At 36.6% G+C, this 20,530-nt stretch carries 15 protein-coding genes; all 15 read right to left on the bottom strand.

Going from position 1 to position 20,530, the window contains the following annotated elements; translation table 11 throughout:
- Positions 1-6 precede the first annotated feature (6 nt).
- The 15 genes from NG806_RS05205 to bioA all read right to left on the bottom strand — a co-directional run bounded on the left by NG806_RS05205 (position 7) and on the right by bioA (position 20,424).
- On the bottom strand, positions 7-1,305 hold the full coding sequence (locus NG806_RS05205; protein ID WP_261512215.1) for a TolC family protein: 1,299 nt from the start codon (positions 1,303-1,305) through the stop codon (positions 7-9).
- A gap of 1 nt (position 1,306) precedes the next feature.
- On the bottom strand, positions 1,307-4,405 hold the full coding sequence (locus tag NG806_RS05200) for an efflux RND transporter permease subunit (RefSeq protein WP_261512214.1): 3,099 nt from the start codon (positions 4,403-4,405) through the stop codon (positions 1,307-1,309).
- An 8-nt stretch (positions 4,406-4,413) separates the two neighbouring features.
- Entirely contained in the window at positions 4,414-5,553 is a 1,140-nt protein-coding gene (locus NG806_RS05195; RefSeq protein ID WP_261512213.1) for an efflux RND transporter periplasmic adaptor subunit, read from the bottom strand.
- A gap of 69 nt (positions 5,554-5,622) precedes the next feature.
- A complete protein-coding gene (gene mgtA / locus NG806_RS05190; RefSeq protein ID WP_261512212.1) occupies positions 5,623-8,328 on the bottom strand; it encodes a magnesium-translocating P-type ATPase in 2,706 nt (901 codons plus the stop codon).
- Positions 8,329-8,453: 125 nt separating this feature from the next.
- Positions 8,454-9,152, bottom strand: a complete 699-nt coding sequence (locus NG806_RS05185; protein WP_214824927.1) for an MgtC/SapB family protein — start codon at positions 9,150-9,152, stop codon at positions 8,454-8,456.
- Positions 9,153-9,251: 99 nt separating this feature from the next.
- Positions 9,252-10,619: a HAMP domain-containing sensor histidine kinase gene (locus tag NG806_RS05180; protein ID WP_214824929.1), complete on the bottom strand. Its 1,368-nt coding sequence runs from the start codon at positions 10,617-10,619 to the stop codon at positions 9,252-9,254.
- Positions 10,619-11,299 (bottom strand): response regulator transcription factor, encoded by a 681-nt coding sequence (locus tag NG806_RS05175; protein WP_214824931.1) that lies wholly within the window; start codon positions 11,297-11,299, stop codon positions 10,619-10,621. Before NG806_RS05175 ends, NG806_RS05180 begins: the two co-directional genes overlap by 1 nt.
- Positions 11,300-11,342: 43 nt before the next feature.
- Positions 11,343-13,190 carry a chloride channel protein gene (locus NG806_RS05170; protein WP_214824933.1) on the bottom strand — a complete coding sequence of 616 codons (1,848 nt, stop codon included), beginning with the start codon at positions 13,188-13,190 and terminating at the stop codon, positions 11,343-11,345.
- Positions 13,191-13,369: 179 nt separating this feature from the next.
- Entirely contained in the window at positions 13,370-14,077 is a 708-nt protein-coding gene (locus tag NG806_RS05165) for a DUF421 domain-containing protein (RefSeq protein WP_214824935.1), read from the bottom strand.
- Between the two features lie 48 nt (positions 14,078-14,125).
- On the bottom strand, positions 14,126-15,046 hold the full coding sequence (locus tag NG806_RS05160) for a helix-turn-helix domain-containing protein (RefSeq protein WP_214824938.1): 921 nt from the start codon (positions 15,044-15,046) through the stop codon (positions 14,126-14,128).
- 133 nt (positions 15,047-15,179) lie between these two features.
- Positions 15,180-16,019: an SDR family oxidoreductase gene (locus NG806_RS05155; protein WP_261512210.1), complete on the bottom strand. Its 840-nt coding sequence runs from the start codon at positions 16,017-16,019 to the stop codon at positions 15,180-15,182.
- Between the two features lie 107 nt (positions 16,020-16,126).
- Positions 16,127-16,882, bottom strand: coding sequence for an SDR family oxidoreductase (locus NG806_RS05150; protein WP_214824942.1), 756 nt, complete (start codon positions 16,880-16,882; stop codon positions 16,127-16,129).
- A gap of 158 nt (positions 16,883-17,040) precedes the next feature.
- Entirely contained in the window at positions 17,041-17,781 is a 741-nt protein-coding gene (locus NG806_RS05145; protein WP_261512207.1) for an SDR family oxidoreductase, read from the bottom strand.
- 111 nt (positions 17,782-17,892) lie between these two features.
- Complete coding sequence (locus tag NG806_RS05140) at positions 17,893-18,819, bottom strand: helix-turn-helix domain-containing protein (protein WP_261512206.1); 927 nt, start codon at positions 18,817-18,819, stop codon at positions 17,893-17,895.
- Between the two features lie 321 nt (positions 18,820-19,140).
- Entirely contained in the window at positions 19,141-20,424 is a 1,284-nt protein-coding gene (gene bioA / locus NG806_RS05135) for an adenosylmethionine--8-amino-7-oxononanoate transaminase (protein ID WP_261512204.1), read from the bottom strand.
- Positions 20,425-20,530: the final 106 nt, after the last annotated feature.

Raw genomic sequence — 20,530 nt, 5'->3', positions numbered from 1 at the left:
TTTTTATTACAGATTAATATCCCATATTCCGGCAGCCCTTTCCAGTTCTACCAAAGCAACAGCATAATCGTGAAGAGTTCCATAGTAATCATGTTGAACATCGTTATAGGTACGCTGAGCATTCAGTACTTCCAGTAAAGAAGACTGTCCTCTCTTATAACTGTACATTTTTCCATCAAGGATTGCCTGAGCTTCCTTTAATAAACCTGATTTAAACTGATTTACCTTTTTTTGAGCAGCGATATAGGTATAATAAGCCTGGGTAACTTCGATTTGGATCTGAAGCTCTGTTTGTTTGTAAACAGCATCAGCCTGTAAGGTGCCATATTGTGCGGCACGCAAATCTCCTGATCGGTTGTTGGAAAATTTAAGAGGAATACTTATTCCTGCATTCACTGTGGTCATTGCAGGAGTAGGAGCAATCGTATTTCTTACATAAGAAGCATTGTTGACACCGAACGATAATCCAAGATCCATTGCCCTATCTGCTTTAGCTTGCTTCAATACACTCTGGGAGACATTTTTACTTTGTAATGCTGCTTTTAAGTCGGCTCTGCTGTTCTGTGCTTCAATAATCAGATCCTGTAAAGAAAACTGACGCCCAAAACCGGAAAAGTCACCTTGAGGGTACCATAATGAATCGTTTTTTGTTTTCCCCGACAAGAGCGAGAGATTTGCTAATGAAGTTTTCCATTCTGCTTCTGCTGAAAAAACATCATTTAACATCGTACCCGCTTCCAGTTTAGATTGCCGGGCATCTACCTGAGTGATAACCCCTAATTTAAATCTGATACTGTCAGATTCTGCGAGTTTCTTCATCTGCATATAAGAATCAGCTTCCACATCCAGTACAATTCGATTTTGAAGAGCTGATAAATAAGCTAATGTTGCATCAGCACGAAGGTTACGGAAATAATCATCAAAGAGAAGACGGCTAAGCTGTGCCTGATTACGGGCAACTTCTATTCGTGCTTTTCTCTTCCCACCCATCTCTAGGGTCCAGCTTACTTCAGAATTAAAACCATAACCCATTTTCATTCTTCGCTGTCCGTTATCAAACCATCCAAATCCAAGTTGGGGATCCGGAAATATTCTGGCTGTTTGTATGGCTGCATCAGCGATGTTAATATTAAATTTCTCTGCTGAATAAGCCAGATTGTTCTTTCCTACAAGATTAATGAAAGTAGTATAATCAATCATCTTTTTAGCAAATGCAGTGTCTACTTTCTGAGCATTGATAGAACATGACACACTTAGGATGATACTGCTCAAAAAGAGCTTGATATGTTTGTTTTTGATAATCATTTTAATTTTCTTTTGGAGCGTTAAAATTTTTCCCCCATTTGTTCTCTATCAGATAATAAAGAGCTGGAAGTGCAAATAAGGTAATGATGGTAGAAAATAAGAGACCGTAAACGATGACCGTAGCTAAAGGTCTTTGTACATCAGATCCGATACCTGTTGCCAGTGAGGCTGGAAATAATCCAAGTATGGCAACAGTAGCCGTCATTAAAACAGGACGGAAGCGGTGTGAAGCTCCTTCAATAACAGCTCTTCTGAGATCATACCCTTTTTTTCTCAAATCGTTAATATGTGAAATCATGATCACCCCATTTTGGATAGCGACCCCAAATAATGCGATAAAACCTACTGCAGATGAAATATTCAGGGTCATTCCGCGGAGATTAAGGGCCAGCATTCCTCCAAAAAGGGCTAACGGAACAATACTTATTAAAAGTCCCGCCTGACGAAATGATTGAAAGGCTCCATAAAGCAATATGAACATGATAGAAAGTGCCAAAGGAACAATCACCGAAAGCCTACCGTAGGCACGATTCTGATTTTCAAACTGTCCACCCCACTTAATATTGTATTTTTCATGATCATACTGTACATTTTTTTCAATGGCATTTTCAGCTTTAGATAAAAAGGAAGTCAGATCAATCCCACGAAGGTTGAGACGTACTGTCAGATGACGTTTATTCATCTCACGGGCGATCATACTTTCCCCGGTATTCATTTGTATATCTGCCACCTGGGAAAGGGGGATTTTCGCTCCAGACTCACTTGTTAGCATAAGGCTGCCAATTTTTTCAGGCGTATTCCGGCTTGTTTCATTGTAACGGGTGATAACGTCATAGACTTTAATTCCCTGATAGACTTTTGAAACTGCTTTTCCACCAATAGCTACTTCTATAAGGTCTGAAACATCGGAGACATTTAGTCCATATTGAGCAATCTTTTCACGATCCACTTTAATCTGTAACTGCGGTAATGGTGGTTCCTGATCTATCGCAAGATCTACTGCGCCTTTTACCTTTTTCAAAGCCGTCATCACCTCTTCAGCGATCCGCCTGGTTTCTTTGAAATCATTTCCATACACCTTAACAACCAGTTCACTGTGTGCTCCTGAGATTTTGTCCATGACACCATCGATCATGGGTTGGGTGAAAGCAATATTATAGCCGGGCATTGTTGCATATTCAGCTTCAAGTTCTTTGATCAGGCCGGCTTTATTTCTACCCCATTTCCATTCACTATAAGGTTTTAATCCTACACTGACTTCAAAATGTGAGGGTGTCCATGCATCCGTTCCATCATCATTCCTACCCGCCTGTACCATGACATAGGTTACTTCTTTATGTTTAAGGGTTCGTGCACGAAGGGTATCGCTCATTTCCCTCGATTTTTCAACGGTAATGCCTGGTGGTAATGAAACCTGTAACCAAATTGACCCTTCATCCAATGGAGGTAAAAAGTCCTTTCCAACGATTGCAGTTAATCCTCCTGTAGTTAACAGGATAACTGTTAAAGGGATAAATATCCTTTTAGGATGGCTCATGATCCTCTGAACCCTGCGATGATAGGCTGCTCCTAACTTTTCTAACCAGCGGTTATGGTAAATTTTACGGGGCTTTCTATAGATCACAAAAGCCAATCCAGGAATCAGAAATAATGCCACAGCTAATGCTCCGATTAATGCATATCCTACTGTAAATGCCATTGGGGTGAATAGCTTTTTTTCAACCCTTTCAAAAGCAAACAATGGTAAATAAGCAGTGATTATAATGATAGTAGCGAAAAATATAGGTTTGGCTACCTCTTTTACTTTCTGGGTAATTGTTTTCTCTTCCAGCTCGTCCTCAGGGTGATCTTCCCTTTTCTTTAAAATAGTTTCCAGCATGACAATAGCACCATCTACAATAATTCCGAAGTCTATAGCTCCAAGCGATAAAAGATTAGCTGGAATATTGGTAAAATGCATTAATATAAATGCAATGAGCAGAGATAATGGTATTGTAATGGCAACAAGTAATGCACCACGCCAGCTTCCCAGGAATACAATCAATACAATGATAACCAATGCCATTCCTTCAAGTAAAGTTTTAGAAACAGTATGTAAAGTGTTTTCAACAAGATTTGTACGGTCTAATACAACGTGAATTTGGATACCCTTTGGAAGAATGTTTTTATTTAAATCATCAACAGCTTCATTCACTCCCTTCAATACAACGGATGGGTTTTCACCTTTCAGTAATAAAACAATACCTTCAATGTTATCAGAATAATTAACACCGCGTTGATCAGAATAACCTAGTGCTCCTTTTCGTTCAAGATTTCCGTATTTTATTTTACCAATATCATTCATATAAACAGGTGTTCCATTGACTGATTTTACAACTACGCTGCCCATATCTTCTAAAGACTTTACCAAGCCTATACCACGAATAACATAAGACTGGTCTCCCCTGTTCATTACACTTCCGCCGGAATTAGCATTGTTAGCTTCCAGTTTCTCTGCGACTTCTTTAAGGGAAATATTGTACTGTTCCAATTTTACAGGATCCAGTTCTACCTGAAACTGAGTGGTAATTCCACCAAAATTAGTTACATCAGTGACTCCTGAAACCTGCTTTATTTTAGGAATGATCACAAAATTCTGCAGATCAGTAAGCTCGCGGAGATCATGGGTTTTACTTTCAATAATATATCGGTATATCTCTCCTGTAGGCGATGTTAAAGGATCTAGTCCGGGAGCTACTCCATAAGGAAGTTCCAGATCACCCAGTCTTTCTTTAATTCTTGTTCTTGCCCAGTAGTCATCTACCCCATCGTTAAATACAATAGTGACCATGGATAATCCAAAAGTACTTTTACTCCGCATCACGTGCATTCCGGGAAGTCCATTGATAGCCTGCTCAATAGGAATAGTAATCTGTTGTTCAATTTCTTCAGCTGCTAAGCCCGGAACCTGTGTTACGACCTGTGATGTAACATCTCCAATATCTGGATAAGCTTCTATAGAGAGTTGTTTCCATGAGTAGTATCCAAAAAGAGCGAGTAGTGTAAACAATGCCAGAATTAGCCATCGTTTAGCAATTATATTGTTTAATATGTTTTTCATTGAGTCTTTTATTTAGCATCTAATAAGTAAAAAGCTCCATCACTGATAATGGTTTCTCCAGAGTTTAATCCATTTGTAATCTGAATCTTATCATTTTCTGTGATCCCTGTTACTACATATTTTTTTACATACTCATTTTTTGATGTCTGTACCAGAACATAATTTTTGTCATTGAACTGAAGGACAGCTTTAGCAGGGACAAAGATTTTCTTTTCTGAAGTATTGGTAAATTTTACATTCACAAACATTCCGGGTTTTAAAAGACGCTCGTTATTATCACATTCCACCAAAACCTCTACGCTTCGTGTTTCTTCATTTACAATTTCATTGATATGGTATATTTTTCCTGTAATTTTTTGATCAGGTAAGGCACTGATATTTACTTCCACTCCAGTAAGATTCTGAAGAAAACGGATGTCTTTTTCTTTCACCTGCCCCGCAATCCAGACTTTGGATAATTCAGCAACTACCGCAATCGGAGGTGCATCTTCTTTTAAATACTGCCCTATCACAATATTATTGGTTACGACTTCTCCTTTAATTGGTGATACGACAACTAATGGTGTGTTGGCAGACATTTTACCAGTGTTTTTAAAAATCTCTAATGCTGCAGAAGCGTTGGAAAGTGCTGTTTTTTTTATCTGATATTCAGTAGCAGCTTCTTCAGTTTCTCGTTGTATGCCTACTCCATGTTTTAAAAGATCCTGTTGACGTTTAAGATTAAGCTCCGATTGGTGATATTCCTGCTGAGCGTCACGATAGTCTTTTTGTGCTGCAAAATAATCTATAGAACTTATTGAAAACAAAGGTGATCCAGGTATCACCTTTTGTCCCAGTTTAACGTAGGATCTTAAGATCCTTCCCGCAAATGGGGAAGCTATTTCAGCATAGGTATTGGGAATGGCCTTAACTGTTCCGACCGTGATAAGATTGGGACTATATTCTTCTTCCTTTACCGTATATAATTTCAGTTTAGAAGTAATTGGAGAGTTTTTTTGCAGAGCAATAGTGTCTCCTTTGGTAATATAAGAATTCGTATTTTCAGACGGTTCTTTTTTACCACTGCAGGAGTAAAGGATCACTGAGGCTGTAGTAAGTATGAGCATTGTTGGCATACCGCTCCTCAATCGTTTTGATTTGATCGTCATTACGTTAATATTTTTAATTGTTTATTTTTTAAATGAAACCGTTTTAAACAAAACAGCTTCTTTGTGTGATTATAGCCAGGCATTGAATTTCTTGATGAACCATGTTTTTATCCATTGAGTAAGCAGACAATAACAAGTGAGTATCCCTAATAGCCAAGGGAAATAACTCAGCGGTAAAGGCTGCATTTTTAATGCGGTGGCAAAAGGAGAAAATGGCAAAAGAATTCCTACGATCATAATCAATGAGGTTAAAGCAACCACAGGTGCTGTAGCCCAGCTTTGTATGAAAGGTACTTTTCTCGTCCGGATCATATGGATGATCAGGGTTTGTGAGAGTAGCCCTTCAACAAACCATCCTGTCTGGAATAAGGTCTGATGTTCAGCTGTATTTGCTTTAAATACATAATACATAACCGCAAATGTTGCAAAATCAAAGATTGAACTTATTGGTCCTATGAAGAACATAAACTTAGCCACTCCGCCTGCATCCCACTTTTTAGGGGTTTCTAAAAACTCTTCATCCATTCGGTCCCAGGGAATAGAAATCTGTGAGATATCATATAATAAATTCTGGATCAGTAAATGAACCGGCAGCATTGGAAGAAATGGAAGAAATGCACTGGCTCCCAACATACTGAACATATTCCCGAAATTACTGCTTGCTGTCATTTTGATATATTTAATGATATTTCCAAAGGTTCTTCGCCCATAGATCACTCCTTTTCTTAGTACCATAAGGTCTTTTTCGAGAAGGATGATATCAGCACTTTCTTTCGCTACATCAACAGCAGTATCCACACTGATCCCTACATCGGATTCTTTGAGGGCTGCTGCATCATTAATTCCATCTCCCATAAAACCAACAGTATGTCCCTGGCTGCGTAAAACCTGTACTACCCTAACTTTTTGCAAAGGATTTAGTTTAGCAAATACAGAAACTGAATCCATTCTTTCTGCCAATATTTCATCTGATATTTCATCCAGATCTCTTCCGTTAATAATATGATGTACCGGAATCCCAACATCTTTACAGATCTTGCGGGTAACAATCTCATTATCTCCGGTGAGTACTTTTACACTAACGCCTAGTTTTTGTAAAGCCTCAATTGCTGGTTTAGCAGATGGTTTAGCAGGATCCAGAAAACCAATAAAACCTGTTAGGGTAAGATCTTTTTCACTTTCTAATGTGTACGTAAGCGGATTTGAAGCGTCAAATTCTCTGATGGCAACCAAAATCACACGTAGTCCTTCTTCATTCATTTTTTTTGAAGTTTTCAAAACGATCTTGCGCATCGCATCATCCATGGGAACAGCTTTATCATTTTCAATATGGATATTTCTGTTGTCTCCAGGGTCAAAAGTTTTGCTGCATAATTCCAGCATTTCTTCGACAGCTCCTTTACAGATAAGTAAATGATTCCCATTATTCATCTTCAGGATAACAGACATTCTGCGGCGTTGAAAATCAAATGGGATCTCGTCTATTTTAAGATATTGTTCTTCTACTTTAAGATAGTCATGAAGTCCAACATGTTCCAGAACAGCTTTGTCTAAAAGGTTTTTCAGTCCTGTCTGATGATAGCTGTTGAGATAAGCCCATTTCAACACTTCATCATCTTCTATTCCATGTACATTTAGGTGTTTTTCAAGAACGATCTTATCTAGCGTAAGGGTTCCTGTTTTATCAGTGCAAAGGATATCCATTGCCCCAATATTCTGAATGGAATTCAATCTTTTTACAATGACTTTACGCTTGCTCATGTTTACGGCACCTTTGGCAAGATTAGCAGTAACGATCATAGGCAGCATTTCGGGAGTTAATCCTACGGCAACAGCAATAGCAAACAATAATGCCTCAAGCCAGTTTCCTTTTGCAAGTCCATTGACTAAAAATATCACAGGAACCATAACCAGCATAAAGCGGATCAATAGAAAACTAACTTTATTAATTCCTTTATCGAAGCTGGTTTCAGGACGTTCTCCAGTGATGGATTTACTGATACTTCCAAAATAGGTATAGCTTCCGGTAACCACAATGACAGCAGTTGCAGAACCACTAACAACATTGGTTCCCATAAAGCAGAGATTGTTCAGTTCGATAACCTGTTTATTTTCAGCATTACGGATAGGAAGATGGTTTTTTTCTACGGGTAATGCTTCGCCTGTAAGCATACTTTCACTCACAAATAAATCTTTACTTACGACAATTCTACAGTCAGCCGGAATCATATCTCCTGCAGACAGATAAATGATATCCCCCGGAACGAGCTCGCTGATCGGTATTTCCTGTTTACCTTGAAATTTTCTAAGAACAGTAGCTGTCGTTTTGACCATACTTTTCAGTTTTTCGGCAGCATTGTTACTTCTGTATTCCTGGATGAAACGCAGCAAAGTACTGATCAGTATCATAATAGATACAACGATCACTGTTTTATAATCCCGTTCTTCTGCAGAAGGTAGCCATACATCAATGAGAAATGATACCGATGCAATAGCCATCAGGATATAAATAAATGGATTAGCAAAAGCTTTTAGCAGCTGTATATACCATTTTGGAGCTTTCTGGTGCTGAATTTCATTATGCCCAAATCTGGCTTTACGTTCATCCGCCGTTATTTTTGTTATGCCTTCCTCACTGGTTTCCAGCATAGCGAATACGAATTTATCATCCTGGCTGGATGCATTCTGCAGCTTAGTAATAGTTCCTACATTCATTCCGTCAGAATTAATCACGGAATGAAATGGATTTTTAATTTTTTCTTTTAGCTTTAACATGATTCCTCATTTTGTTTATGAGTTAAAGGAATAGAATACCCTGCTTCATAGAAGCTGATGTTTGTTGTAATGAATATTGATAAGATTGCCTGAGATGGCAGTATTTCCTGAAGGGTAAAAAGAGATTATAATTCCGATTGGGTTCCTATAATCTCCCAACTGACCTTATGTACTTTTTCTTCAATAGTAAGGCGGCTTGCCGTTCGTTCGATAAGACTGTCCTGGGGTGTTGCTGTTACGATGACCGCGGTGATGATGACATTATTGTCAGTATCGTCGCTCGATAAGGATTTAAGCAATAGTTTTTCATCGTTACCCAGCATTTGCATTAGCAATACCCGGATATGATTTTCTACTTCTGCCGTACATTTTATGGTAAAGAGATAATCGGTTTGTACATTGCCGGATTTCACGAAGCTTAATCTGTTGAGCTGAATCCCTATCGGGCGGAGAATAATGTGAGTAAACATAACGGTAACGGTAACTACTGCGGCTTCCATTTGTAAACCCATGCCGCTTAAGGCACCTACTGCAGCAGAACACCATATCGTTGCAGCAGTATTAAGTCCCTGTACATTGAGTCCGTCTTTCATGATAACTCCGGCACCGAGGAAGCCTATACCGCTCACAATATATGAAGCAATTCTTCCGGTAGCATCACCACCTATTTTTATAGAAAGAAGAATGAAGGCTGTTGCGCCAAGGGAGACTAAAGTATTGGTACGCAAACCCGCACTTTTTTGACGCCAATGTCTTTCGATACCAATGGCGGAACCTAATAACATTCCGCTTAAAAGTCTTATTGTAAATTCCAGTATTCCCATGAGTCCTCTTCTTTTATTTGCTGGCACAAAGGTCTGTACTATCTGCCTTAGACCCGGTTAGAGAATCTGTAGAAAAAAATTAGAATTTTATTAGAGAAATTATAAATGGGGTAATTCCACAGTAAAAGTAGTTCCTGTGTTTTTTTGTGAAGATACATTGATCGTACCTTTATGAAGATCAACAATCTTTTTGGTAAGCGGAAGCCCTATCCCATTACCATCTGCAAATTCTTTATTTTCCCCTCTGTGAAATGGCGCGAAAATAAAGTTCATGTCTTTTTCTGAAATACCTATTCCAAGGTCAGAAAATGCCAGAATCACCTGATCATCACTGAATATAATGGAGACCGTACTTTTATGATCATCAGAAAATTTGCAGCCGTTCTCAAGAAGGTTGACAAATGCTACTTTTAAGAGGTATTCATTACCATTAACTGAAATTTGATTTTCATCATCAATATCAGTTTTAAAATTAAGATCAATTTTATAATTATGGTTATAATTTTGAACCTGTTGGCGGGCATCCAGTAATATCTCATCGATCCTTACAGGCTTGAATGAAATTTCGGTAGGATCATAGCTTGCTTTGGCAAAATCTAATAAGCTATTGGATAAGCGAACCAGTCTTTTAGAATCATCCAATACGTTATTGATTACCATTTTGTATTCAGCAGTAGTTCGGTCCTTATAAATAGAAAGTTCCAGCTCGGTAATAATCGCCGCAAGTGGTGTTCTTAATTCGTGGGAAATATTGGATACAAAGTTTTTCTGAGCATCAAAAGAACTTTCCAAACGATCCAGCATATCGTTGAATGTATTGGCAAGTTGGGACAGTTCATCTTTATTTCCGGTGGTTTCTAAACGCAGATCAAGATTGGTCGCTGAAATGTTTCTTGCTTTTTCTGTCATTTCATTGACAGGCTGAAATGCTTTTCTGGAAAATATTCTTCCAGCCAGAAAGATGATAATGATTGAGAATATAAATACAATGACGATTGTTTTTAGTAAATTATTAACCTTACTGTATCCATATTGGTCATAGGCAGCAGCGGTAACAAGGTATTTTTGCCCCTGATGCTGATATACTACTCCAATTACCTGCCAGCTATTCTGATAGAAGCTTATGGAGCCTTTAGAATTGATCTCATTAAGCATTTCTGGAGTTTCTTTTACGAAATCAATATCTACTGCATCATGATACAAAAGTTGATGATCAGTATTATAAATGGCTACCTCTACTTCATTTAATGTTTTACGGTTGTTATGATAGATCTCCTGCAAAGTTCGTTTATCTACCTTTGCCTTGAGAAACAAATTTGCTTTTGTAAAGGCCTCTTTATTTAAAAGTGCATAAAACTCAGTTTCACGACTTTTGCTTGCAGAGAAGTAGATTACAAATGCAAATATCAATAAAATAGTTGCTGTAATAATGGTGAATAATATGGTAAGCCGGGTTTTGATTTGCATTACTCTAATTTAAGGATAAATCCCATACCAGATTTGGTATGGATGAGCTTTTGATCAAAATCTTTATCAATTTTCTTTCGTAAATAATTAATATACACGTCTATGAAGTTGGTTCCGGTATCAAAATGGGTGTCCCATACCTTTTCAGCAATCTCTACACGAGATAAAACCCTGTCTGGATTTTGCAGCATATACTCCAGTAATTTGAATTCTTTGGGAGTAAGATTAATATCTTTAGTATTTCTTTTGACCATTTTGGTATGGAGATTCATTTCAAGATCAGCATATCGCAAAATAAAGCCCAGGTTTTTGGATGATTTATTATTTCTTTTTAATAAAACCCTGATGCGTGCCAATAATTCCCTCATCTCAAAGGGTTTTACCAGATAATCATCTGCACCAGCATCAAAACCTTCCACCTTGTCGTCTGTTGTTCCCAAAGCAGTAAGCATAATGATCGCTAAATCTGGTTTGATCTGACGTATTTCCCTGCAAAGATCAATACCATCCATCTTAGGAAGAACGATATCTGTAATGACCAGAGCATAATCATTTTGTAATGCTAATTTTTTTCCTGAAAGCCCATCATAAGCCAACGTTACCATAAAACCCTGTTCTTCCAAACCTCTTTGCGTAAGTTGGGCTACTCTTTGGTCATCTTCTATGATTAGGATGTTCATAAGTACAAATGTATCAAATATTGTTTCGGTAAATGAAAAAGTTTTAGTCGGAGTATTCTTTTAGTAATTCTCTGTAACTCATTAAAACGGTAGATTTTGAAATAAATCCTATAAATCGATTATGTACATCTACAACAGGTAAATTCCACACTCCTGTTTCATCGAAAACCTGAATGATCTTTAAAGGCTCATCTTCAGGATGAATAACAGCGGGTGGTGCTTTCATGATCTGTTGGATTGTAAATGATACATCTTTGTCCCGGTTAAAAAGAAGTGGACGTATATCATCTAAGGTTAAGATTCCTTTGAGCATTTTTTCATCGTCTACTATTGCGAATATATTCTTTTTCCCATTTTTAATTAATTCATACAGATCATTAATGGGTGCATCATAATTAACGATCTGAGAATCTATATCAATCAAATCTTTTGTACGGAGAGAAGACATCAGGTTTTTATCATGTTCATGCGTAAATATTTTTCCCTCATCAGCCATGTTTTTTAATTCCGGAGATATTGGTGAAAACCATTTTGCCATTAGATATGACATCACAGAAACGATCATTAACGGAATAAATAGATCATATCCGAAACTGGATTCAGCGATAAGGAAAATGGCAGTAAGAGGTGCATACAATACTCCACTCATTGCTCCAGCCATTCCGACAAGAACAAGGTTGGTAACAGGTACATCTTCAAAACCAATTTGTTGACAGATCATGGCAAAAAGAAAACCTACTGTACCCCCGGCAAATAACGACGGAGCAAAGTTACCTCCGTTCCCACCACTGAAAATAGTGATAGAAGTAGCAAAAGCTTTTAAGAGGCAGATAAGAACAAGAAATAAAATAACAGTCCAGTTTCCTATCTCAAAATATCTGAAAAGACTATTTTCTATGATCGAGTGTGCATTTCCATTGGTGAAGTCTTTTACAGTTTCATAGCCTTCTCCAAATAATGGCGGAAATAATACGCAGAGTAAAGACAGTGCGGCTCCTCCGATCATAGCTTTACGGATACGGGAAACTTTAAGCGCTTTAATAAAATGCTCGACCTTTTGGGAAATAACCACAAAATACCGCGCATATAAACCGGTTACTATTCCAAGTATTAAATAATATGGAACATTATGATAATTAAATGATTCTCTGGTATGAAATCTGAAAAGGATGTCCTCCTGAAGTAATATCCTTGATAAAAGGCTTCCACATACTGCAGCAACCACTAATGGAATAAAGTCTGAAAAAACAACTCCTGTCAGCAGTATTTCAAATGCAAACATCACCCCTGCTATCGGAGCATTAAATGCAGATGCAATACCCGCCGTAGCTCCCGCCGCTAAGAGTAAAGTTCTTTCTTTGTATCCTAACCGGTAGGTCTGAGCATAGTTAGAGCCAATAGCGGCACCGGTAACAGCAATTGGACTTTCCAATCCGGCAGATCCCCCAAGTCCAACTGTGATTGCACTCTGAACTATCTGTGAATACATTTTTACAGAAGAAACAATACTGGAATTTTGAGCAATTTCATAAAGAATGGCTCCGATCCCTTTTCTGTCTTGCCCTTTAAATAAGGTAAGTACAATACTCGTTGTCAGTACAATCCCTAAAAAAGGAAAAACAATATAGAAAAGGATCTGATATTCAAAATGAACTTTGTTGACAATGAAATAGTGGATGGTATGGACTAAAGTTTTTAGAATCACACCTGCCAGTCCGGCAGTACATCCTACTAAAATACCCGAAAGAATAAGAAATTGGCTACGGCTTAACCTGCTACTTAACCAATGAAGAATAAGCTCATAACTGCGAACTTTTTCGAGACCATATTTTTGAAAGTCTCTTTTAAATTTAAGAAAACTAAGGTATTTTCTTTTATTGTGAATCTTCACGGGTGGCTATTGGGTATTTGACTGTTTTTTATAAGTATTCTTCCATTACTTTATACAGAAAGACCATATAAAGATAGAACTAATGTTAAAAAAAGGATTAATAATTAGTGACTTTTTTACGCCGATTTTAAATAGACGTACATAAGAATAACAAATATATGGAAAAAAGCAGGGATTTTTTATGTGATTCTTTTTTTATTGCTTGCCAATACCCATTCATCTTTTTTACAAACAGAACAATTTCCAGCCTTTCCTGGGTGTTTTATTTCTGTATGACCACAAAAAGTACAGGAATAATGCCCTTCTGTATCAATATATTTGATTGTTTGTTCCAGGGAATCGGGCATGATCGGAAGCCCATATTTTACATTGATATCTTCAAAATAAAATACACTGATCTCTCCGGAAATTTCTTCTATAGCCATTTCAATCTGTCCAAGTTGGGAGATTCCTTTTAATCTTAATTCAGCAAAAAATTCATCACTGCCCAGGTTTTCTTTTTTGAAATTATCAATTGAAAATTGACCGTTCTGAACCAGACATATAGATTTCCCTTCGATGATCTGTTCAATCTTTTTATACTTCCCTATTAAGAAAGTGACAATGCTGTAAAGCAGAATAATAACTATAAAAACAATAATGGAAGATATAATTCCAACATCTTTATTGAACATAGGATCACCGGCTGCAGAACCCAAACCAATTATAACAACAAGTTCGAAGATAGAAAGCTGCTTCACTCCTCTTTTACCTAAAATCCGAAGTCCAATAATGATTGTTAAAAACATAATGGCTGTACGCAGAATGATTTCCAGGATAAATGACCATTCTTCGTGTCCCATTAATAATTCTTTCCAGTTAAGCTCTAAGAGAAATATGGATAACATAGAAATTAATTTAGAAGGAATATCCAAAAAATGAGCCACACCCGATATCTAATTCAAAGACTGCCTGTATTGTAGCGGAGACTGTTTTGTTTTTGCTTTAAATAATTTATTGAAAGACTGCGGATGCTCGAAACCTAATTCGTAAGCAATCTCAGAAATACTGCGATCAGTTGAAGTTAATTTTTCTTTAGCCTTGTCAATGAGCTTTAAATGAATGTGTTGCTGAGTATTTAAACCTGTGTTATTTCTTAATAAATCTCCCAGATAGTTTGAAGAGAGATTCAGTTTATCTGAGAAATATTTCACACTTGGCAAACCTTTATTTAAAGATATTTCATCATTGAAATAATCTGATAAAAGATCTTCAAATTTTTCGATAATGGTATGATTTACAGGCTTCCTTGTAATAAATTGACGTTTATAAAACCTATTGCTGTAATTAAGAAGTACCTCCAGATAGGAAACGATAAGATCCTGACTTACCTCATCAATTGATGAATCCAGCTCTTGCTTTATATCATCAAAAATACTGATGATTTTTAATTTTTCACGCTCCGATAAATGAAGGGCTTCATTAATGTGATAAGAGAAAAATCCATATTTGGCAATGGTCTTTCCTAACGGATAAGACAGTAGGAAATCTGGATGGAAAAAGATACTCATGCCTTTGCACAAGTCTTTTCCATCGACCACTGATAATGCCTGATTGGGAGCAACAAAAATTAATCCTCCTTCATCAAAATCATAATGTCCCTGTCCATATTTTAATTTCCCTTTAAGGTTACTTTTATAAGATAACATATAAAAATTTGTAACCAATTGTTGCACTTCTGATTCTGAAGAAACTTTGTCATGATCAAACAAAACAATTAAAGGGTGTAATGGTTGTGGAATACCAAAAGCCTTGGTCAATTCTGAAATGGAATCAAAGTAAGTCAGATTGCTCTTTTTTATAGACTGATCAATCATTTTGATAGCGTTTTAATTATAATAAGAAAATGTAATTTTAATCTCATTCCCATTGCAGACTCTACCTACAAAAGTAGGAAAATAAGCTAAAAAGTCTGCAATATGTTTATTGCAGACTTTTATAAGTCTTATATTAATTTTTAAACCCATTAGGCATAAATATTTTTCTAAGATAATCTACATATTCCTGATCCGGTTTGCTGTTGCGGATCTCAAATAATGGTTCGATATCGGGACCTGCAGTATAACGGAGCTGATTGGTATCATCTGTAATTGCTGTATAGATCACTTTGGCCACATCATTTGATGAGAATAAATTGTCACCTCCTTCAAATGATTTAAAAAATGATGCCATTTCTTCAGAGAAATCTTTATAATCTTCCAATGTAGGATCGAATGCAAATTCTTCATTGGCTCTTTCATAAAAGGAGGTAGCAATATATCCGGGTTCTACAATTTTAACTTTAATATTTTGAGAATTAAGTTCAAATGCCAATGATTCTGAAAACCCCTCAACAGCAAATTTTGAAGCACTATAAATAGAAAGTAACGGTGTTGTTACCCTACCTGCTCCTGAGGTAATATTTAGAACGGTACCCGAATTATGGGCTCTGAAATGAGGTAAAATAGCTCTGGTAACATTCATAACTCCAAAAACATTAACATCAAATTGAGCTTTGATCTTTTCTTGAGTTACGGCCTCAAAAATCCCCTGTTGCCCATATCCCGCATTGTTGATGACAGCATCAATTTTTCCAAATTGATCGATTCCTTGCTGGATCGCACTATGAATGGAATCTTCCTCTGTTACTTCAAGCTCAGTAACCAGTACGTTTTCATATAGATTCAGTTCCTTTTCTTTTTCAGGATTTCGCATAGTGGCAATAACATTCCAGTTATTCTTTGCAAAATAGTGTGCAGCAGCTTTTCCAATACCTGATGATGCTCCGGTGATTAATACGGTTTTATTCATTTTTTTGTTTTTAAGTACACTGCAAATTTCTATACTTTCACAAAGTCTGAATAAACCGAAATGAGCGAAAAACAAGCCGAAACGGGGCTCTGAAAAAAGTTTGAAAACTACTGAGTAGCTCCTCCGTTTACTAATAAATGCTGCCCATTGACAAATGAGGACATCTCGCTGGCAAAGAATTCTGCAGCATTGGCTACATCTTCTACTTCAGCCAGTCTACCCATTGGACAGCTGTCTATTAACGATTTTCTTAATTCGGGATAACTGTTTTCTTCAGCAAAAATACCGGAGTGGTCTACTGCAAAAGGGATAATAGAATTAACGGTTACGCCACGGTGTCCAATTTCTTTCGAAAGAACATCTACCATATACCTCGGTGTTGTTTTACTTCCGCCATACACTGCCATCCCGGGAACAGGAAAAGCTGTCGTACTGGAAGCAATATAAATAATACGGCCATTATTCTCTACACTTTTAGCTGCCTGCTGCATGGTAAAATAGGCTCCTTTTGTATTGATACTGAATAAACGGTCAAACTGCTCTTCAGTAAATTCTGTTACAGGAGTTTCTACCATTTCTATTCCTGCATTAGCAACAACAATATCTATTTTTCCAAAAGCTTTTTTAGCTTCATTGAAAAGTTTTTCTATTTCAGCTACTTTGCTTACGTCTGCCTGTACTGCAATTACGCCTACATTCATCGCTTTAATATTGGAAACCACTTCATCTGCTGATGATTTGTCTTTAGAATAATTGATAACGATATTTGCTCCTAAAGCGGCATATCGTTCTGCGATAGCTTTTCCCAATCCTCGGGCAGAGCCAGTTATTAAGGCTGTTTTGCCGTGTAAATTATTGTTCATTTTTTTATTTTTATATTAATTAGTAGAGAGAATAAAGAATAAAGAATTGAAAGCAGAGGGTTAAAAGCAAGAGATAGTAATTGAAAAATCAGAAGTTAAATATTAATAGATTAGTTAAACCCGGATTCCGAAACTCTTAACTTTCATCTCTTAATTATTTAAGCCATTCCTCCGTTTACTCCAATATTTTGAGCATTGATCCATTTGGCTTCATCACTAGCGAGAAATACAACTACACTTGCGATATCATCGGTTTTTGCAATTCTTCCAAAAGGATTTAATGAAGCAAGTCTGTCGATCACATCCTGTGGTTTTCCATTAAGGAAAAGTGCTGTCGCTGTAGGTCCGGGAGATACTGAATTAACATTAATTCCCCTGTTTCCGACCTCTCTTGAGAAAACTCTTGTGAGCTGTTCTACCGCAGATTTTGTTGCTACATATGTTGCATATCCTGGTAACATCAATCGGTTAACAGATGTTGAAAAATTGATGATACTTCCTTTGTCTGCTAATTTAGTCGCCGCTTCACGAAGGGTATTGAAGACCCCTTTTACATTGATATTAAATTGGCGGTCAAATTCTTCATCTGTAGTTTCGAGAATGGTTTTAGTGATCATCACTCCTGCATTGTTTACCAATACATCTATTTTACCATAATGAGCGATAGCCTGATCAAAAAGTGATTTTACGTCTTCCGTCTTACTTACATCTGCCTGTATTGCAATAGCATCACCATTATTTTCTTTGATATAACTGACTACAGCTTCAGCTTCCGTTTTACTTCCTGCGTAGTTTACGATTACTTTCGCATTGGCTTCTGCTAGTTTTTTGGCAACTTCAGCTCCTATTCCTTTTGAAGCTCCTGTTACTAATACTACTTTTCCTGATAAATTGTTCATGTCTTTTTTGATGTTTTAATTTTACATGACAAAGGTAGATTGAGAACAAGTGGTATTTGTTGCAAATAATAAAGCATTATTTGCAAATTTCAAATGTGTTGGAAAGTATTATTACTTTACTTTCAGTTCTTTTCGATATTGAACTGGTGTAGTATGGGTATGTTTCTTAAAGTAATTGCTGAAGTGGGCTGTTTCAGAAAACCCAAGTTTATATGTGATTTCCTTAATGGATATGCTAGAGTTTTTTAATAAAGATTTAGCTTCAGAAATTGTCTTTTCAGCAATCCATGTAGCAATAGGTTTTCCTGTTTTGGTTTTAATAACAGAACTTAGATAGTTAGGATGTAGATTTTGTGCGTTGGCATAATCCTGGACTCTGAAGACTGTTTCTACCTGATCTGAGCTTAAGTCCCGATAATGTTTTTCTAAAAGCTGTTTGAAGGATTTTACAATCTGTGAACTTCTGTTACCTTCATAAATAGGATCGTAATCCTGCCAGAAATATTCTTTTATCCTATAAAATAAAACAGCAAGTAAATGACCGATAATTTTATACTTCTCTGAAGAATTGGTCATATATTCAGAGTGAATCTGAAGATAGATATGCTCTGCTTTTTCATAGAATTCATCTGTAACGGTTTTAGGTTTGATCTTTTCAGTCAATAAAAAAGGAAAATAATCGAAGATTTCTTTGCTGATATACTTTTTCAGAAAGGTTTCATCAAAGGTGATCAGGTAGATCTCTTCAATTTTATCCCATCCAAAAGTCCTGTAGTTGCTGGGGTTTGTAAAATATACAGAATGAGGTTTTACTTCAAATGTATATTCATCGATCGTATAATGTCCGGAACCATCTTTTATAAACAGAAAGGAAAAAAAGTTCGGACGGTAGGAAGTTGATTGATAAGGAAGTTTAAAACCAATATCTTTTAAATTAAAAACAGAAAATCCCTCCGTGGCATCAATCAGGTTTACCGTCAGGTTTAAATGAGTATATAATTCAAGTAATGAATTGGATTCAAAATTAAGATCTTCCATAGTCAATCGTTTAAAATTATTGAATTCTGTAGAAAGCAAAATTATGAATATTGTTACAAAGAAAAGGGTAATTGATCAACAGTTATCACGTATTTTGCAGATTAAGCAGGTTTTTAAATTAGATTTCGCCTTGCTTAAGTGTAATAATAGATTGATTTCAATTCTGTGATTTTAGATAAGATCTGCGCCATCTGCAGATCTACAGGAAATAAAAAATAAAGATAAGTTTAAAAATATACTCTCGCAGATCGGGCAGATTGAGCAGATTTGGATTTTGTGTTTTTTAATCTGTTGAGTTTATGCCAGCAGCGAGAGTATGGACTATTTCTGTTTTAGAAATAGGTTAAGGACTTCTACGATATTTGTATAGATGAAATCCAGCTCTTCAGAAGTGATACAATATGGAGGAACCAGGTACATTACATTTCCAAGCGGGCGCATAATAATTCCTCTTGATAAAAACTCATCATACACCTTCTTTCCTATTTCATTAAAATAAGAAGTCTCATGATCTGTACTCAATTCCCAGGCTAAAATGGTTCCAGTCTGACGTACATTTTTAACAAGATGGTGCTGACTAAGGATTTTTGTAAAATCAGTATGTTGTTTACTTATTCTCTGTATCGCAAATTGCGTATTTTCCTGTAATAAAAGTTCCATACTGGCTAATGCTGCAGTACATGCCAGAGGATTGGCCGTAAATGAATGACCATGAAATAGCGTTTTATATTTGTCATCAGATAAAAACGCACTAAAGATCTCACCTGAACAAGTGGTTATACCCATTGGCATGGTACCGCCTGTTAATCCTTTTGAAAAACACATAATATCAGGTTTTTCGGAAAGATGGTTTGCCGCAAACAGCTTTCCGGTTCTTCCGAATCCTGTAAAAACTTCATCCTGAATCATAATAATTTCTTTTGCCCTGCAAAACTTCATCAATTCACTCAGGTCTTCCGGAGAATGCATAAGCATTCCTGCTGCTCCCTGTATTAAAGGTTCATAGATAAAACATGCCACTTCATCAGCGATATGTTCAATCTGATCTTTTAATGCTTCGAGATTTTCAGAATTAGGAGTTTCAATAAAGATAACTTCAAACAACATGTCTCCAAAAGGCTGCGTCCATACACTTCTTCCACTTACAGACATGGCACCGAAAGTATCCCCATGATAAGCATCTTTAAAAGCCAGTATTTTCGTTTTTGCTTTTTCTTGATTATAAGCATATTGGATACACATTTTTAATGCTACTTCTACAGCCGTTGATCCATTATCCGAGTAGAAAACTTTCCCTTGATTTTCAGGAAGCAGGTTTAGTAAATTTTCCGAAAGCTGTATAGCCGGTTCATGAGTAAAACCTGCAAAAATAACCTGCTCTAAGGTATTCAGCTGGTTAAATACACGTTGAGCAATATATGGATTGGAGTGTCCGTGTAAGGTAACCCACCATGAAGAAACTGCATCAATATATTTTTTTCCTTCATTATCATAAAGGTATACTCCTTTTCCCCTGATGATAGGAATAGCATCATCAGCCGTTTTCATCTGAGTATACGGATGCCAGTTGACAGCCCGGTCTCTTTTTTTTAATTCGTTGTCCATTTAAAATGTATTTATGTACTGATGTAAAATGTATTTATGAAAAATTGGAGATATTAGAAGTTAGATTAATTAAACCCTAATGCTCTCAAACCCCGAACTTCGAATC

This window comes from Chryseobacterium paludis (assembly GCF_025403485.1).
GTDB classification, from domain to species: Bacteria; Bacteroidota; Bacteroidia; order Flavobacteriales; family Weeksellaceae; genus Chryseobacterium; species Chryseobacterium paludis.
Note: the sequence above shows the minus strand (reverse complement) of the source record. Positions and strands in the feature narration are given on the sequence as shown.

Coding starts and splice junctions, on each gene's coding strand:
- NG806_RS05205 (WP_261512215.1), bottom strand. CDS start 1,305: ATGATTATCAAAAACAAACATATCAAGCTCTTTTTGAGCAGTATCATC.
- NG806_RS05200 (WP_261512214.1), bottom strand. CDS start 4,405: ATGAAAAACATATTAAACAATATAATTGCTAAACGATGGCTAATTCTG.
- NG806_RS05195 (WP_261512213.1), bottom strand. CDS start 5,553: ATGACGATCAAATCAAAACGATTGAGGAGCGGTATGCCAACAATGCTC.
- mgtA (WP_261512212.1), bottom strand. CDS start 8,328: ATGTTAAAGCTAAAAGAAAAAATTAAAAATCCATTTCATTCCGTGATT.
- NG806_RS05185 (WP_214824927.1), bottom strand. CDS start 9,152: ATGGGAATACTGGAATTTACAATAAGACTTTTAAGCGGAATGTTATTA.
- NG806_RS05180 (WP_214824929.1), bottom strand. CDS start 10,619: ATGCAAATCAAAACCCGGCTTACCATATTATTCACCATTATTACAGCA.
- NG806_RS05175 (WP_214824931.1), bottom strand. CDS start 11,299: ATGAACATCCTAATCATAGAAGATGACCAAAGAGTAGCCCAACTTACG.
- NG806_RS05165 (WP_214824935.1), bottom strand. CDS start 14,077: ATGTTATCCATATTTCTCTTAGAGCTTAACTGGAAAGAATTATTAATG.
- NG806_RS05160 (WP_214824938.1), bottom strand. CDS start 15,046: ATGATTGATCAGTCTATAAAAAAGAGCAATCTGACTTACTTTGATTCC.
- NG806_RS05155 (WP_261512210.1), bottom strand. CDS start 16,019: ATGAATAAAACCGTATTAATCACCGGAGCATCATCAGGTATTGGAAAA.
- NG806_RS05150 (WP_214824942.1), bottom strand. CDS start 16,882: ATGAACAATAATTTACACGGCAAAACAGCCTTAATAACTGGCTCTGCC.
- NG806_RS05145 (WP_261512207.1), bottom strand. CDS start 17,781: ATGAACAATTTATCAGGAAAAGTAGTATTAGTAACAGGAGCTTCAAAA.
- NG806_RS05140 (WP_261512206.1), bottom strand. CDS start 18,819: ATGGAAGATCTTAATTTTGAATCCAATTCATTACTTGAATTATATACT.
- bioA (WP_261512204.1), bottom strand. CDS start 20,424: ATGGACAACGAATTAAAAAAAAGAGACCGGGCTGTCAACTGGCATCCG.